Origin of the sequence: Paenibacillus sp. MAEPY2 (assembly GCF_000499205.1) — a bacterium.
Lineage (GTDB): Bacteria > Bacillota > Bacilli > Paenibacillales > Paenibacillaceae > Paenibacillus > Paenibacillus vandeheii.
In genome coordinates this window covers 1-16,389 of sequence record NZ_AWUK01000028.1, presented here as the reverse complement: position 1 = coordinate 16,389, position 16,389 = coordinate 1, and the positions used below count along the sequence as shown (strand labels likewise).

Annotated in this window: 16 protein-coding genes and 2 pseudogenes; 5 read left to right on the top strand and 13 right to left on the bottom strand. The window is 44.5% G+C overall.

Annotation, left to right across the window (positions count from 1 at the left end):
* Positions 1–13 precede the first annotated feature (13 nt).
* Together P364_RS0120375 and P364_RS0120370 are read right to left on the bottom strand one after the other, a co-directional pair.
* Positions 14–985 (bottom strand): aldo/keto reductase, encoded by a 972-nt coding sequence (locus tag P364_RS0120375; protein WP_024631923.1) that lies wholly within the window; start codon positions 983–985, stop codon positions 14–16.
* Between the two features lie 93 nt (positions 986–1,078).
* Positions 1,079–1,831 (bottom strand): SDR family oxidoreductase, encoded by a 753-nt coding sequence (locus P364_RS0120370; protein ID WP_024631922.1) that lies wholly within the window; start codon positions 1,829–1,831, stop codon positions 1,079–1,081.
* A 171-nt stretch (positions 1,832–2,002) separates the two neighbouring features.
* Between P364_RS0120370 and P364_RS0120365 the strand changes: the two genes are divergently transcribed.
* Positions 2,003–2,497, top strand: coding sequence for a MarR family winged helix-turn-helix transcriptional regulator (locus P364_RS0120365; protein ID WP_236642259.1), 495 nt, complete (start codon positions 2,003–2,005; stop codon positions 2,495–2,497).
* A gap of 346 nt (positions 2,498–2,843) precedes the next feature.
* Complete coding sequence (locus P364_RS35520) at positions 2,844–3,785, top strand: DUF4158 domain-containing protein (RefSeq protein ID WP_024631920.1); 942 nt, start codon at positions 2,844–2,846, stop codon at positions 3,783–3,785.
* A gap of 546 nt (positions 3,786–4,331) precedes the next feature.
* Here P364_RS35520 and P364_RS0120355 read toward each other — a convergent pair.
* The 9 genes from P364_RS0120355 to P364_RS38765 form a co-directional block, all read right to left on the bottom strand.
* Positions 4,332–4,706: a DUF2750 domain-containing protein gene (locus P364_RS0120355; RefSeq protein WP_024631919.1), complete on the bottom strand. Its 375-nt coding sequence runs from the start codon at positions 4,704–4,706 to the stop codon at positions 4,332–4,334.
* A 183-nt stretch (positions 4,707–4,889) separates the two neighbouring features.
* Positions 4,890–5,840, bottom strand: coding sequence for an alpha/beta hydrolase (locus P364_RS0120350; protein ID WP_024631918.1), 951 nt, complete (start codon positions 5,838–5,840; stop codon positions 4,890–4,892).
* A gap of 56 nt (positions 5,841–5,896) precedes the next feature.
* Positions 5,897–6,949, bottom strand: a complete 1,053-nt coding sequence (locus P364_RS0120345) for an LLM class flavin-dependent oxidoreductase (protein WP_024631917.1) — start codon at positions 6,947–6,949, stop codon at positions 5,897–5,899.
* Between the two features lie 28 nt (positions 6,950–6,977).
* Entirely contained in the window at positions 6,978–7,847 is an 870-nt protein-coding gene (locus P364_RS0120340; protein WP_024631916.1) for an NAD(P)-dependent oxidoreductase, read from the bottom strand.
* Positions 7,848–8,004: 157 nt separating this feature from the next.
* Complete coding sequence (locus P364_RS0120335) at positions 8,005–8,589, bottom strand: TetR/AcrR family transcriptional regulator (RefSeq protein WP_236642260.1); 585 nt, start codon at positions 8,587–8,589, stop codon at positions 8,005–8,007.
* A 1,341-nt stretch (positions 8,590–9,930) separates the two neighbouring features.
* The gene (locus P364_RS0120330; protein ID WP_024631914.1) at positions 9,931–10,827 is read right to left on the bottom strand and encodes an alpha/beta hydrolase family protein; all 897 of its coding nucleotides are present in this window, start codon (positions 10,825–10,827) and stop codon (positions 9,931–9,933) included.
* Positions 10,828–10,860: 33 nt separating this feature from the next.
* Positions 10,861–11,736, bottom strand: coding sequence for an AraC family transcriptional regulator (locus tag P364_RS0120325; RefSeq protein ID WP_024631913.1), 876 nt, complete (start codon positions 11,734–11,736; stop codon positions 10,861–10,863).
* Between the two features lie 175 nt (positions 11,737–11,911).
* Positions 11,912–12,073 carry a transposase gene (locus P364_RS35515; RefSeq protein ID WP_161634267.1) on the bottom strand — a complete coding sequence of 54 codons (162 nt, stop codon included), beginning with the start codon at positions 12,071–12,073 and terminating at the stop codon, positions 11,912–11,914.
* A gap of 269 nt (positions 12,074–12,342) precedes the next feature.
* Positions 12,343–12,726, bottom strand: a complete 384-nt coding sequence (locus P364_RS38765) for a helix-turn-helix domain-containing protein (RefSeq protein WP_081718047.1) — start codon at positions 12,724–12,726, stop codon at positions 12,343–12,345.
* Between the two features lie 249 nt (positions 12,727–12,975).
* Between P364_RS38765 and P364_RS0120315 the strand changes: the two genes are divergently transcribed.
* Positions 12,976–14,169 (top strand): alpha/beta hydrolase family protein, encoded by a 1,194-nt coding sequence (locus tag P364_RS0120315; protein ID WP_024631912.1) that lies wholly within the window; start codon positions 12,976–12,978, stop codon positions 14,167–14,169.
* 210 nt (positions 14,170–14,379) lie between these two features.
* Here P364_RS0120315 and P364_RS0120310 read toward each other — a convergent pair whose 3' ends face one another.
* Both P364_RS0120310 and P364_RS0120305 read right to left on the bottom strand, forming a co-directional pair.
* Positions 14,380–14,679, bottom strand: a complete 300-nt coding sequence (locus tag P364_RS0120310; protein WP_024631911.1) for a hypothetical protein — start codon at positions 14,677–14,679, stop codon at positions 14,380–14,382.
* A gap of 24 nt (positions 14,680–14,703) precedes the next feature.
* A complete protein-coding gene (locus P364_RS0120305; RefSeq protein ID WP_024631910.1) occupies positions 14,704–15,447 on the bottom strand; it encodes an SDR family NAD(P)-dependent oxidoreductase in 744 nt (247 codons plus the stop codon).
* 346 nt (positions 15,448–15,793) lie between these two features.
* Between P364_RS0120305 and P364_RS38760 the strand changes: the two are divergent.
* Positions 15,794–15,871 (top strand): annotated as a pseudogene (locus tag P364_RS38760) (transposase); the annotation flags it as partial.
* Positions 15,872–16,168: 297 nt separating this feature from the next.
* A pseudogene (locus tag P364_RS36970) lies at positions 16,169–16,389 on the top strand (IS3 family transposase); the annotation flags it as partial.

The following is a 16,389-nucleotide window of genomic DNA, read 5'->3' as shown; positions in this document are numbered from 1 at the left end:
ATTTGTGTCCAATTTATACTAATGTATGCGGTATATAAAGTTCTTCTAGACTCGTAATTTCTTCGGGTGTCAATTTAACCGACAACGCCGAAACCGCGTCTTCGAGATGACTGATCTTAGTTGAGCCGATAATTGGAGCTGTAACCTCTTCCTTTTGCAGCAACCATGCAAGTGCAATTTGTGCACGTGGAATTCCACGGTCAGCGGCAACTTCCGCAACTCTTTCCGCAACTTTACGATCAGCCTCTTCCGTTTTAACAAACAATCCCTTTGCTACCTGGTCATTCTCGGATCGCGAGGTCTGCTCATTCCAATCCCGGGTTAACCGGCCTGCAGCCAAAGGTAGGTAAGGGGTGACACCAACTCCCTCATCTTTGCAAAGGGGGAGCATTTCTCTTTCTTCTTCCCGATAAAGTAAGTTAAGTCTATTTTCCATGGAAACGAACCGTGTCCAACCATTTCGCTCCGCGACATGCTGAGCTTTCGCAAACTGCCATGCCAACATGGAGGATGCTCCGATGTATCTTACCTTGCCCGCCTTAACTAAATTGTGGAGAGTCTCCATTGTCTCTTCAATCGGCGTATTAGGATCCCAACGATGGATCTGGTACAGATCAACGTAATCCGTTCCGAGTCGTCTTAGACTGTTATCCATTTCGGTCATGATGGTCTTCCGGGAAAGCCCCATAGCATTCGGACCTTTGCGCATCGGAACAAAGACCTTAGTCGCAATGACGACTTCGTCACGACGAGCGAAGTCCTTTAATGCACGTCCGAGAATTTCTTCACTTGTTCCGTCGGAATACATATTTGCGGTACTGAAGAAGTTGATGCCCAATTCTAGTGCTTTTTTAATGATCGGTCTGCTTTGCTCTTCATTCAACGACCATGGGGCATTGCCGCGTTCAGGTACCCCAAAGCCCATGGTTCCAAGGCTTAACCGCGAAACATCCAAGCCGCTGCGGCCAAGTTTTACATATTCCATTTGTTAACACACTCCTTAAGTATATTTGGAAGGTATTCACACCTTCAGGTTGTCTATACATCTCTCAATGTTGATCCAGTGCTAGAGACTACTTCACCATGGGAGCTCGCGTCTCTCATTTGAGAACGTACCCGTCGGACCGTTCTCTCCAATCAGCGCAAGGCGTACGGGATGACAAGCAGCTTGCTGGACAGTGCCCGTTCCCTCGAAGTTGTTGAGATCCGTCGCGGTAAAACCCGGGCATACAGCATTGACCTTAATGCCTGTCGACATGAGTTCAATGGCAAAGGCGAGCGTAATCGCATTGAGAGCCGTCTTTGACGGGGCATAAACAGCGCCAAACATTTCGCGATGCGAATTGGTAGGGTCCGCGTTCAACGTCAACGAGCCAGAGCCGCTTGATACGTTAACGATACGTGCCGCCGGCGCTTCACGCAGGAGCGGCAGCATCGCTTGCGTGACGGCAATCACGCCGAACACATTCGTCTCGAACACCGCGCGTACTTCGTCGAGAGAAGCGACGCTTGGTCGACCCGATTTTCCAACCTCCTCGAGCGGCCTGCCCGGCTGACCGGCGTGCGATATTCCCGCATTGTTGACGAGCACGTCGAGACGGCCGAGTTCGCTGCGAATACGCGCTGCAGCGGCGGAGATGGAATCCTGATTCGTGACATCGAGCTGGATGGCGCGGACATCGGCTTCGACGCTCTTCGCAGCCGTCTCCCCTTTCTCGAGATTGCGCGATCCGATGAGCACGGTAAAGCCGTGCGTTGCAAGATCCTTCGCGATTTGAAGACCGATTCCTTTATTGGCCCCGGTAACCAAGGCGACGGGGTTTTCCTGCATAGTAATAACTCCCTTTCTTGAATTGACTGTGAGATCTTTGTAATACAACCCAAAGTTGATATGTCAATCTTAGGTCGACCTCACCGTTTGGTTGACGTATCAACCTGAACACATTGTAGCACCTTGAGGTTGATGCGTCAACCGTGTTATTATGTATTTATGGATATGAATATGAACGAACTAAACGAAGTCGAAATGCGAATATGGAGTATGTGGAAAGGCTCTTTTAAACAAATCTTCGGTCGCGTTGTAAAAGAAATGTCTGAATACACAGGACTATCCGAGGGTGATTTTGGAGTATTAGACCGGTTAGTCCAATTCGGGAATGGTAAGCTTCGCCAACAGGAATTAGCTGAATCAATGGGCTGGGATAAGAGCCGACTATCACATCATCTAACTCGGATGGAAAAACGCGGACTTGTTCTGAGGAAACCACTAGACACAGATCGCGGTGTTCAAGTCATCATTACTTCCGCCGGAAAGTCAGCCTTGGATGATGCCCTTCCCATAGTCTCAAAGGCAATACGCAAGCATTTTCTAGATCTATTAACCGATCAAGACATTGATTCGATTACTAAACTAGCGGAAAGAACAAAAAAAATGCCTCATTATCTTGTAAGGACCCGTCCCCTTAATCGCTGTTTTGATGTTAAGCACAAGGTATAAAAGTACTGCAATTGACAAGGAACTGTCCCCTTCCGCCAACATAGCGGAGGGGCATTTGCTTTCTGCCAGCAAGAGCCCCTATAGTCCCCTCAATCGTTCTGTGGCCCGAAACGCGCTGCAGCCTATTTCTACCGACTTTCCCGACGAACGCGGTCCTCCCCAAGTCCATGCCGGCAAAGGGCCTTTCCAAGCCTGCTATAGGTTTTTTCGAGAAAACTTGCCGTAACCTTTGATACGGTTCACCGGAATGTATCTTCAACTAAACTGCCCGTTAGTGTAGTCACCATTAATAAAATAAGTTCCGAATTTGTTTTTGTTATAGGAACTTTACTTTGGAGGGGATAACATGAAACGGAATTGGGAACTGGACGAATTAATCGAGCATTTTACGATCCTACCGAACGAGATGAGGTTGATCGAGAACAAGACCGGGGAAACCAGGATTGGATTTGCCGTGCTACTCAAGTTTTTTCAAAATGAAGCCCGTTTCCCAACTCATAAGTACGAAGTTCCCAAAGCGGTGATCGCGTACATTGCAAAACAAATCTTCTCTGAACCGGAATTATATGCTCAGTACGATTGGATCGGTCGTTCAATCACCTACCACCGAACACAGATCCGGGAGTTCTTCGGGTTCCGTGTGGATACGATAGAGGATGCTCAGGAAATGGCAGAATGGCTATGCCAACATGTTCTACATCACGATCATGAATTTGAGCATTTAAAGGAACGCGTTTACCGTCGATTCCATGAATTAAAAATCGTGCCTCCCACGCCGGACCGCATTGAGCGTTTGATCCGTTCAGCCATTCACACATATGAAGAATCCTTCTTCCAAGCGACATACCAAAAGCTGCCTTCCACGTCTCTAACTCAGCTAGACTCTCTGATTGATAGCATTTCTTATTTAGAGATTGACGAAGAAGAAACCGCCAGCGACAACAGCATACAAATATCTTTTAATGAGTTAAAAGCAGATCCTGGTCGTGCTGGAGTGGATAGCGTGCTGAAGGAAGTTAACAAATTGCGAACTATTCGCAATTTGGAGCTTCCGGATGATTTATTTCGAGACATTCCCCATAAGGTGTTGAAAAAGTATCGGCAGCGCGTTTCTACTGAGGATCTACGTGAGCTTCGCCGACATCCAGATTCATTCGATATACGCTGTTGTCAGCTTTCTTTTGGTTTCGCTGCATGGAAATATCGGATAACCTGGTCGATCTGCTTATTCAAATTATTTACCGTATCGGAGTACGCGCCGAACGAAAGATCGAAAAGGAAATTCTGAACGATCTACGACGAGTCGGCAACAAGTATGGCATTTTATTTAACATGGCGACGGCCATCAAGCATCCGGAGGGAATCATTAGAGATGTCCTGTACCCAGTTTCTTTGACCAAATCTTTCAGTGTTTGTTCGTTTACAACCCCTAATCCGAAATGACATATTGTTCTTGTCCTTTTCGGCAATGGTACAATGTTCTTGTCCTCAGCTTGGGACAAGAACTTGGTTCCTTAAAACAAAAAAGCCGCTATAATAGCGACTTTGAATGGAACAATGTTTTTGTCCCGCGACATAAACCGTTTTTTAGACATTTTCAGCCCATTTTCAAATTCCTTATCCCTATCTCTTGTGTCAGGAATATCTAGAAGAATTGTTTCAATGTACCGATAAAATAAAAAAAGCCGCTAAATTAGCGACTTCAATGGGACCATGTTCTTGTCCTTCGACAAAAATAGCGACTTCAATACATTTGATCAAAAGATCAAATAAATCATTACATTCGACCGTGCCCGGTCGGTTGATATTCTGGGAACGGCCATTATTAATCCTGTTAGTATTTTTCAAGTTCTGTCTTTAAATCCTCAATTAGTATATCGACTTCTAATACAGCAGAATCAGCATTATTTAAGAATATTGAAGGTTTAAAACCCTCTTTTTTTAGATTGGGTAGAAACTCGTCTATGAACTCGTACAAATCCAAACTTTTACTTGAGTAAATTTCCCAACCATCAGTTGCACAGTATTCCGCGAATTCTTTCTTAGGCCAAAATGGAAGTAATTTATTACCTTCATCATCTTCAGTAACTGACCAACCATTCTCATAAAGGCCCCACACTTCTTCTGAATCTACTACTTTTTTGATGAAGTATTCATAACGAATATTTGCAGGGAGATTGATGACAGATTCAAATTCTTTCTGATTCATATTTCCTCCTAATGATGTTTTATCTTATTTTTCCATTATTATCGTATCTATGTTGTGTCTTATGGTTTTTTGTCACGCTAAAATCTAGGTAAAAACCAAATCGCCGCAGGTTTGCGGCGATTTGGTTTCATTTATAACGTGACCTCTAGCTATTTTACTGCGGATCGGCTTCCCTCTGCAGCTTTAAAGAACCCTGTTGGGATGAAGTGCTCGTGCCATCGCATCCATATAACCCTGAACAGCGCGCTGACTGACTTCTGTTTCTGGAGCAAGAATTTCGAAAAGGTGGAAGCAACCTGGATAGAGGTGAAATTCTATATCCACACCTGCTTGTGCTAGTCTTGCCACATACTCCATCGTCTCGTCCCGGAATAGATCGAGTTGACCTACACAAGTATAGGCTGGCGGCAATCCGGCCAAGCTCTCTGCTCTCGAAGGTACTGCATAAGAAGAACTTCCACTGACATCGTTCTCCTCACCAAGGTACATATTCCATGCAGCCACGTTGTCCGTTCGGTTCCAGATTGAACCCTCTTCTGTAATCTCATGACTAGATGGCGTGATGTTACGATTATCTAACATCGGGTACAATGGCATTTGGAAAATAATAGACGGACCTCCTTTATCGCGAGCCATCAGCGCGAGTGCTGCTGTCAGCCCTCCACCACCGCTAGCACCGGCGATTGCAACCCGATTCACATCAATACCAAGCATTGCTGCTTCCTCCGTCATCCATACCAATCCAGCATAACAATCTTCAATCGCTGCAGGATAAGGATGCTCAGGAGCGAGCCTATAATCCACTGATACGACAATACATTCTGCTGTCTGAACAAAACGCTCGCACAATTTGTCGTCCATATCGGGATGTCCTAACACATATCCGCCTCCGTGAATCCACAACATGGCTGGTAGTAAATCATTCGTTCGATCGGCAGGTTCGTATATTTTGACCAGCATCTCACCTTTATCTCTCGGAATTTTCCGGCTAGTTGTGTTTACATACTCTGATTTTTTCACCGATGTAGCCGATACTAAGTTTCTGCTCCACTCTAAATTTTTCTCCAACTCAAACCCTGGAAATTGTGAATATACCTCTCTTAATTTTGGTAATATACGTGTCTCAATGCTCATGATAATTCCTCCAAATATAATAATGAATTCGTTCATTTATGTTTTTAAGTTAATTCTTATCTCATTTCAGCTTCCCACTTGGAAATTTCCTCTCGTACTCGCGGTGCAACCTCTTTACCGAGCAATTCTATAGCCCGCATTACCAACTCATGTGGCATCGTGCTTAAGGGAACATACATCATGAAACGTGTAATTCCTACATGCTTGCGAAGATGAATAATTTTTTGAGCAACTGTTTCCGGATCCCCTACATACAACGCACCATCAGAGCGGCGGGCAGCATCATAGCTGGAGCGATCATAATATGCCCACCCCCGCTCTTTGCCGAGCTTATTCATGCCGTACTGAGTGGACGGGAAAAAGAGTTCTGCGGCCTTTTCCTTATCTTCTGCAACAAATCCGATAGAATGTGAACCTACCCGAAGCTGCGATACATCATGACCAGCATGAGTTGCCGCCTTTTTATAGAGTTCTACAAGCGGCGCAAATTTCGTTGGATCTCCACCGATAATTGCCAGAACTAGTGGCAGACCTAGAATTCCAGCACGTATGGCAGACTCCTGAGTACCTCCGCTACCGATCCATACAGGTATAGAATTCTGAACAGGACGCGGGTATACCCCCAGATTATGTATCGCTGGTCGATGGCCTCCACTCCATGTTACTTTCTCGGATTCCCGTAATTTAAGAAGCAGTTCAATGTTTTCATTAAATAGATCCTCGTAGTCATGCAGGTTATAACCAAACAGTGGAAAGGACTCAATGAAGGAACCCCGACCCGCTATAATCTCGGCACGTCCATTGGAGAGACCGTCAAGTGTGGAAAAATCCTGAAACACACGGACAGGATCTGCTGAAGATAGGACCGTCACAGCACTTGTCAATCGAATTCGTTTTGTGAGAGGCGCCGCAGCGGACAACACCATTGCTGGTGAAGATGCTGCATAATCATCACGATGATGCTCACCTATGCCAAACACATCAAGTCCTACCTGATCTGCAAGGACGATTTCTTCGACGACTTCTCGCAATCGCTGAGCGTGACTCATGACAACTCCGGTCTCAGTATCAGGCTTTGTTTCTACGAATGAAGTAACACCTATTTCCATAATTAATCTCTCCTTATATTTTCTTTCCTTAAGAGGAATGCTCAAGACAACGGATTAAGGCCGTCCAATCCAACTCACCATAACCATGGGTAATTCCTTCAGAGAGGTGTTGATGAATAAGCTGGCCTAAAGGTAGTGGAGCTTGAACTGACTTGGCTGCCTCGATAGCTAATGCAACATCCTTTAACCCGAGCTTCATTTTAAAACCGGCTGGTTCAAAGCGCTGTTCAGTCATGATCGCTCCATAGTTCTGATATACCGGAGATTGAAAAAGAGCATTCACAACATCCATATATCGGGACGGCATAATGCCGTGCTTTTCAACCATGAGCTGCGCTTCCGACAAAGCTTCCAGCATTGAAGCAATTAGAAAGTTAACGCCTATTTTGACAATGTTACCTTCTTCGCCATGATCCCCAATCTCAAATATCTCTTGACTTAGTGCTGTTAACATGGGAAGTACTCTTTGTCTTGCATGTTCCGGACCAGCTAAAATAATGCGCAATGTAGCTGCTTTAGCGGCATCCGGGCGCCCCATTACGGTTGCAGACACAAAGTGTTGGTGTCTCTCCGCATGCAATACGGATAATTTCCGAGCCAGATCTACGCTGATCGTACTGGCAGATACGTGAATTCCATTTTGAGATAATCCGTTCAGAACACCATTTGCTCCCTCAACAATCTCTCTCAATGCAGCATCATCAGATAACATGGTAATTACAAGATTACTTTCTTTCGCTGCCTCTAGTGGTGTTTGGACAAAGCGTGCTCCCTGTTTTATTAATGGTTCAACTTTTTCAGGGGTCCGATTAAAGATGACTAATTCATACCCCGCTTTCAACAGGTTTTGTGCCATTGGAAGCCCCATATTTCCAAGTCCAATAAACGATATCTTCATTGGTGTTTCTCCTTATTGTTGATGGATAGTTTTAATAACGGAATGAATGTTCCGGAATGATCAAAAAAATATGGTCTTACAGATACTCTTCAAATGGAACCTTCAAAATATGAGGAATATAATAACGGAACAATCATTCCGATATTGTCAAAAAAAATTATATACCTGCAATTACAAAACTAATCATCTCTTTTGCACGTTCTGGATTTTGACCTGTTTTGGCCATAATATTTATGCTTTGATGTAAATTCAGCAATAAATAAGACAATGTTTTGATATCTGTTGTTTTATCTATCTCTCCCGATTGTTGGCCCTTCTCCAAAAGCTCACAAAATGCTTGTTCCAAATCCGAAAAACTAGTCTGTATCAAGACATTTATCTGTTCATCTGGTGACTCCAATGTTGTAGCTGTATTCGTTACAAAACATCCGCCCGGTAGGCTGGTATCGTATGCTGAAGCAATATGATACTCAAAAAATTGAAGAATTCCATCTCTAACGTTTGATTCTTGTTCAAGAATGGTCTGCTTATTGGAACTCCCTTTTTTATAATGCTCCAGGGCATCTCTGTACAAGGTTTGCTTGTCGGAAAACGTATCATAAAGGCTGGATCGGCTAATGCCCATCACTTCTAGTAAATCCGGTATGCTAGCAGCCTCGTATCCTTTTTTCCAAAACAACAGCATTGCTTGGTGTAACGCTTGATTTTTGTCAAATTCTTTAGTCCTGGCGATAAGTAACACCTCCCGTTTCAGAAATATAACATATCTGAACTGATCAGTCCAGAAAAAAGTGAGCAGATCTTACGTGCACACTCTTGGACATACGGAAGACATTTATTAAATCGGTAATTTTAAATAAGGAACCATAAAATAAACAATATAGAAACTATTACTCTTACTGTAAACAAATTATACCGTTTGTTTGTTTTATGAATTAGGAGAACTCTCTTCGAGGCAGTTGTTCCATAACGATGTGAAAACTCTATGTGTCATGGTGTTTGTTGAATTTTAACTACAATGCTTTCATTTAGACATTCATCTAATCGGCAATAGGATCATTTCTTGTCCATTTCGGCAATCGGTACAAGTTCTTGTCCTTGACTCGGGACACGAACTTGTACCGATAAAATAAAAAAAGCCGCTAAATAGCGACTTCAATGGGAATATGTTCTTGTCCCTCGACAAGACAAGAACATTAAAGTTGGATTGTTCATGACCTCGACATATCCTTTATTCTTGTCTGAGGACAACAACATTGTTCCTAGAACAGCCCAGGATACTTTTTTGTATCCAACCAGCCCCAACCTATCAACCAGCATCCAAAAGCCTAAAGAAGCTGTCTCAGAATGAAACCAGGCGACCGGCACGCTGCTGCTCTCTCCGATCCGGACGAGATCCGCGCAGCTCCATAGTGCCCACCGGGGCAGCTCACACCCAGGACGGCCCAGGCTGTCCTTTTGTCTGCATCCGGAAGTATCGAGCAGCCAGGCACGCCAGGAGCGCCCACGAGCTGAAGCCCAGGCGATCGGCCCGCTGCTGCTCCCCTATCCGTTCAGTTCCGCAAGCCGCCCGCCCACATTCAGACGGCCCCGGCTATTTTTGTTTAGGTTAACTTATATAACCTTTAAAATAGGTAAGTTAACTAGGTTAACTCCATAATTGAAGCGGTCAAGTATTTCTAAAGAGTTGTGAGGTTTGCAAAAGAGACCGTTTCTTTCGATCTGGTGTCAGCAGAAAATAAAGCCTTAGACTGTCGCTATTTTATTGAGCTAACGTTCCTCATTAGTTTAACAAAAGTTGTCCGTCTTTTGCGTTGAAAAACAGCTTTATAAAGTTCCCTTGGGTATCGTATCCATAGACATTAATACATATGCTTGAACGTTGACCATGGCTAGACGGAAATGATATCCCGATGCCCAGTCGGTTCCGGGTTTTAACTGATACTTTGACCTTGCTATATCATTCAACAAAGGCAGCCGATCGTGTGACCGACTGCCCTCGTAGGTATATTCTGCTCTCATTCTTCGATAGTTGCCACCAAACATAAATTAGTATGCACATTAATGCTGATTAGTATGCACATTAATGCTGGATGGACAGAAATCCGGCTATCTCAGCCTGCAATGTTTCGTGAAATCGTAAGCGATCAAAGCCAGGTGGATCCTGCGAGGGAATAAAGGCTGGTGAAATCATCGCAGATGGGAACGGGCTCAGGAAGGAAAAATGTCCAGCGTTCTCAACAGTCCGATAGAGAACCTGTCGTGGGTCTGCAACACCATTTAAGACGATTTGAGCGTGGAAAGGCGGCGTGTAAGGATCATGCTGCGCATCCATCATCAGAATGGGGAGATTCACACTGCTAAGCGCTCCTTCATTCCGGAACCAAACGGACGCCGGCGCCAGCAAAACCAGGGATCGAATCCGCCGATCGCGCGTAACCTTGATCGGGTACGGCTGCCCGTATGGACTTTCGTTAGGGAAGGAAGTCGGGACGCCTCCTGCTACCGCTAGCGCTGTGTATCCGCCCATGGAATGCCCAATGACCGAAAAGCTGTCCGACTCGATCAGTCCTTTGAATCTCTCATCTTCAGAAAACCAGTCAGCCGCAAGGCAAAGGTGTCGGGGGCGATTGGTGAGATTGGTGACCGTACCTTCCAGACTATTATCATTGCGATTATTGTTCGGATGTTCGGGGAGACCAACGATAAAGCCGCTTCGCGCCAAATGCAAGGCAATTGACCGGTATACAAACGGAGAACCACCTGAACCGTGTGAAATGATAACCAGCGAAAACTTCCCCTTTCGTGGTGCCGCATCTTTGGCCACCTCAATAGGGTACGGACCTAACTGATGAGTCTGTTCCGGGGAATCTGCCGGATACATGACGATCATGGGGAAGGTTATCCCCAACGAAGGGTCGGTTATCTTCACCTCGCAGTATCCCGCGTATCCTTCCATAATTTCAGCATTTTTGTTCATCTCGAATTCCCCTCTTCTTGTGATTCGTACTCTTTATGATGGTGAACAAATTGGAATATAGATGTCCAGTACAGAGTCCTCGTTTGTCGGACCTAGAAATCGCCAGTCATAACGCGCGAATTCCGGGGCATTGGTACGAACGCTGCCCGACTGGGGTAACCATGTTTCGTAGATGTACTGGAAAGTATCATTGAGTCTGTCTAACGGTCCCTTGTGTGAAAATACTGCATAAGTTGTTGCTGGGAACAGCTTGGCAATCATCCCTGCTGGAGCCGGACTTGCTTCGTTGCCAGCCTCGACACATGCGGTATAAGCGACTTCCCATTGCTCACCTGTAAGTTCAATAACCGCATAATAAATGCCTTCCGAGTTAGGTTTTCGCTTGATTTCAGAAACTCTCTGCCTGAAGCTTCGCCATAACAATCCGACCTCGTCCGATTCGACACCTCTTATCGACATGCCAACCAGATTCAACTTTTCCATGTGAACTAAAGAAGGTTCGAGAGAAATACCAGTGTGCAAATGTTGCAGCCTCTCTTCATTCAAAGGATGCATCTCCATGGTCCGGAACAACGTATCCTTCATGTCTCTTTGCTTGCGGAATTGTCCAGGCGAGATGGAGAACATTTTACGAAAGGCGCGTGCGAAAGCTTCTTGGGACTCGAATCCGCACTTTATGGCGATCTCGATGATCCTTTGGTTGGTATGAAACAAATCATATGTCGCGCGAGTCAATCTCCGCTTGCGGATGTACTCCGAAACGGAGCATCGTGTAACAGATAGGAAGATACGGTGAAAATGGTATTGCGAATAGCCGGTGACCTCTGTAATCTTAACGTTTAAATTCTCATCGAACATATGATCTTCAATATAGGATATGGCCTTGATTACTGATTCCTTATAGTTCATTTCAATGCCTCCATGGAGATATTCTCACTTTACGGCATGCGAAACGCCTTGTTTTGATTTTTTTTGCGGATTGTGCTTTTTTTCTCGTATATTAACACAGTCAGGTTCCGGATCAGCTGCATTCTTGTTAACGCCAATCAGGCAACCAAAAGCAAAACTTAAACACAAAGTTTATTTATTCCAAGTAAATCACCCATACCTTCAGTTGGGAACAATTTCGAACCCCTTCGCGCTCAGCTACTGCTTTATAACTTGAAGAACCTTCGACATACGCTCTAACTGCTTTCTTTTTGAATTCTTCGGTATATGTCTGAAATGTTTGTCCTTTTTTCGCCATAAAAATATGCCCTCCAAGTTTCACTTGAACCCCCATGATAACATGAAGGTTTTTTTAAGTGTCTACTTGAAGGGGATAATACTACTTTTTATGGGACCAGGTTCTTGTCCCTCAACAGCTTGTTTCAGTACTACTAATTCGCTTTATTATTACCTAGCCGCCTCTGTTTACCTTTCCTCGAAGCAGTTGTTCCATAATGATGAAAACTGTCATGTATCATGGGGTTTATTAAGGTTTTAACTACATATGCTTAATATTTAGATAACCATCTAATCGGTAATCGGAATATGTTCTTGTCCATTTCGGCAATCGGTACAAGTTCTTGTCCTTAGCTCGGGACAAGAACTTGTACCGATAAAATAAAAAAGCCGCAAAAATAGCGACTTCAATGGGACCATGTTCTGGTCCCTCGACATCCGCAGCTTGAGTTGTTCCTGCTCGCTCAGTTCTTCTACAGGTTTTCTACGTCCCCGACGATCTCGGAGGGCCTCTTCTTGACCCGATTGATATTTCTGAGTCCATGCATATACTTGCGAATAAGACACGTCATACTTCTCAGCCGCTTTCTGATAGTCGAGTTTATGTGTGAGAGTATATTTTACAATTTCGATGCGTTCCTCGAATGTGGTTTTCGTCCTTTTTTCATGTGAGATCGTCCTTTACCTTGAAGGGTGTTTTTCGTTACGATCTCTTGAGTATACTTGGAAATCCATCTGGATAAAACGCTTCGACTTGAAATACGATAGGTTTGGATGAGATATACAACTAATCGGAAATCGGACTATGTTCTTGTCCATTCCGGTAATCGGTACAAGTTCTTGTCCTTGGCTCGGGACAAGAACTTGTACCGATAAAATAAAAAGTTCGCTAAGAAAATAACATATGTAAGGAGTGCACTAATTATGAAACTTATTTTCGATGATCAGACTTTTTCGTTCGAATTACTTCGGACAATGGGGTACGCAGCTTTTGGTGGAGCGGACGTAGGCGAATGCCTATCTACTGCTTATCGAATCGAGGAAGGCAATTTTGAAAGCTGGTATGAGGAATGGCTTAAGACAGGAATCCGGGCTCATCGGGAAGCTGAGGAGAGCAGCAAGCAAGGCAACAAGATCAGCGCGAGAGAATTCTACTTGCGTGCATCTAATTACTACCGTACTGCTGAATTTTTTCTCCATGGCAATCCGGAGGATAAGCGTATTCTTGAAACATGGAGCCTTAGCCGTAACACATTCAGACAGGCGCTTTCTTTGCTTGATCATCATTGGGAGATTGTTTCGATTCCTTATGAAGATACAGAGCTACCGGGGTACTTCTATTTAGCCGGGAATCAGCCCGGGCCCGTCCTGATTGTTCACGGTGGATATGATTCCACTGCAGAAGAGCTTTATTTTCAAGTCGTTACCTCTGCTTTAGAAAGAGGCTATCATTGCTTGGTATTCGAGGGCCCTGGACAAGGAGCTGTTATCCGCGAGCAGCGAATTCCATTCAGGCATGACTGGGAGGCTGCTGTAACTCCAGTGGTCGATTACCTGACCAAGCGCCCAGAAGTCATCTCCGACAAAATGGCGTTAATGGGTATTAGTTTAGGTGGGTATTTGGCTCCGCGCGCGGCTGCTTATGAACACAGGCTCGCTGCATGCATAGCAAATGACGGTTTATTCTCCTTTCAAGTGGGGGCAATGGCTGAGGCGTTGGGTATAAATACAAGTGACAAATCCGATTTAAGTTCACCAGAGACTGAGAACTTAATCGCGTCCATTATGGCCAAAGATACAGGTACTCGATGGGGAATAGAAAATGGACAGTTCACGTTCCTAGCAACGAATGTAGAAGAACTCGTGCGCAAAACGGAACCCTTTACCTTAGATGGTGTTGCTGAGCAAATCATGTGTCCGGTACTCGTGTGCGAAGCAGAGCATGATCATGCCTTTGCAGGACAACCTGAACGATTATTCCAATCTTTAAAGAGTTCCAAAACATATATGAAATTTACTGCAGAAGATTCTGCTGAAGAACATTGCCATTTTGGAGCATTGAAATTGACTAACCACCGCATGTTTACCTGGTTAGATCAAGTTTTGAATAAAAATTAAGTTTCTTTTAAAGAATACCGATACTAGGTGAAGATTACATCACCTCTTAGTGCCTTTCCCCAACACAGGAAAAAGGCGTTTGTCTTTTCTGAAGTTCTTACAGCTGCATGTTCCATATGTTCTACTTTATAGCAACAGGAATAAGTTCTTATCCTCAGATGGGAACAATAGCCTGATTCCTTAAATCCTGACCACCCGTCCAACGGGTGGTTACTTTTGGGTAAAGCCCATTGTTGTCAAACTGCGCCTAAAGACCATCACTATTTCTCCATTATTATACATTCTTCTAATCGGTAATCGGCTCATGTTCTTGTCCAATACGGCAATCGGAACAAGTTTTTGTCCTCGACTCGGGACAAGAACTTGTTCCGATAAAACAAAAAAAGCCGCTAAAATAGCGACTTTCAATGGGACCATGTTCTTGTCCTTCGACAGGATTTGTACATTGACATAAAGTTCCCTACCAAAATGACACAAAGTATCCTTTGAAAATTCCATTAGTGAAAGCATCTAATGGTTCTCCCTGGATATTCATTAAATAGCGGTTCGTCCCCCATCCACAGCCAGATTAGTGCCATAAATAAAGCTGGAACGATCTGTAGCAAGAAAGACGATGGCCTCTGCAATCTCATCCGCTGAGGCAGAGCGTCCTGCCGGCGCTTGTACAGCCATATGTTCAAGTTCATCCCCCATAACATCTGTACCTTCTGTACGAGTAGGCCCGGGACTTATAGTATTTACGCGAACCCCGCTGGGGCCATATTCTGCTGTCCACGCTTTGGTAAGCAGAATAATCGCTGCTTTACTTGAACCGTAAAGGCTCAAACCAGCAATACCATAATCGGCAATCATAGATGAAATATTGACAATAGCTCCTTTTCCTCTCTGAGCCATTCGAGGTGCAAGTTCAGCAACAAGAAAGAAAGGCGCTTTAACATTTATAGAATATACTTTTTCGAATTCTTCCTCTGTGGTTTCATGTGTTGCTCCAGAGGGGAAAATTCCAGCATTATTGATAAGGATATCAACCTGTCCATCTCCCAGCTCAATTGCACGCTGGGCTAAGCTTTTTGCGCTTGAAGCACTGCTAAGGTCTGTCTGCACGAAGTCAGCCTTCCCACCTGCTTCTCTGATCGCTGCAACTGTTTTTTCACCGCGTTCTGCATTACGCCCCGCAACTACGACATGAACGCCAATCGCTGCGAGCTTATTTGCTACTACACGACCAATCCCGCTTGTTCCTCCTGTAATCAGTGCAGTAGTTGGATTCGAATTCATAATATTTATATCTCCCTTCTTTTTTGGAGCATACACTCCACAATACAAATACTAGTGCATTTTTTTTGGAGTGTCAACTCCAAAATATCAATCTATTTCCCAGTGCCCGAAAATCCTAGTAAGAATAAAAACCGGCCACACTGGTGGGAACTGACCCCATGAAGTGATACAAATTAAAATACCTTCAAAAGAATGCGACCATGTCGTAAGATATGGGAACAACTTTGGAAGTGTTTTTGCGTTGGCAACTTGAGTCAGCTACCCAGTGGAAGTAAAGATGAAAGCCATTGAGATGAGATTATCAGGTATTTCAATGTAAGAAGTCATGTGACAGCTCGACATACGAAATCAGACCCAATTGAAAACCTGGATGAATTGGTATCGGAATGGAGAAATTCACCGACTGGAACAACCTATCGGCAAATAGTATAGCTATGGGAGTGGCCCCGAGTATGCGTCAGAAGTCGAAAGATTGAGAGCAGAGAATCGGTTTCTGAAACAACAACTGGACGTGCTAAAAAAGTACAAGGAACTGGAATGGAGGTGTCGCAAAAATCGACATCCCCTGGAGAGAGTCCATTCGAAGGGGAAGTAAGTGTATCCCAAACCTGTGATGGTTAGGGGTTTCTCGTACAGAGCGCGCAGACCCGACGGTAGAACACATTTGTAAGCTCTGTAACAGCATAAATTTCGTTACGGCTACCGAAAGATCACTGCTGCATTAGCTCTGGACACGCTGAATCAACTACCAGAGCGACCGGGCATGATGCCCATAGTGATCAAGGCAGTGTGTACACGTCTCAGGCGTATCAGGAAACTGTAAAAGGAAAAGGCATTACCATGAGCATGTCCCGTCAGGGAACGCCCGCTGATAATGCCCCTATTAATCGTTTCATTCCACGCTAAAGTCTGAAACGTTCTATCTCGAACGGTCTGTACCAC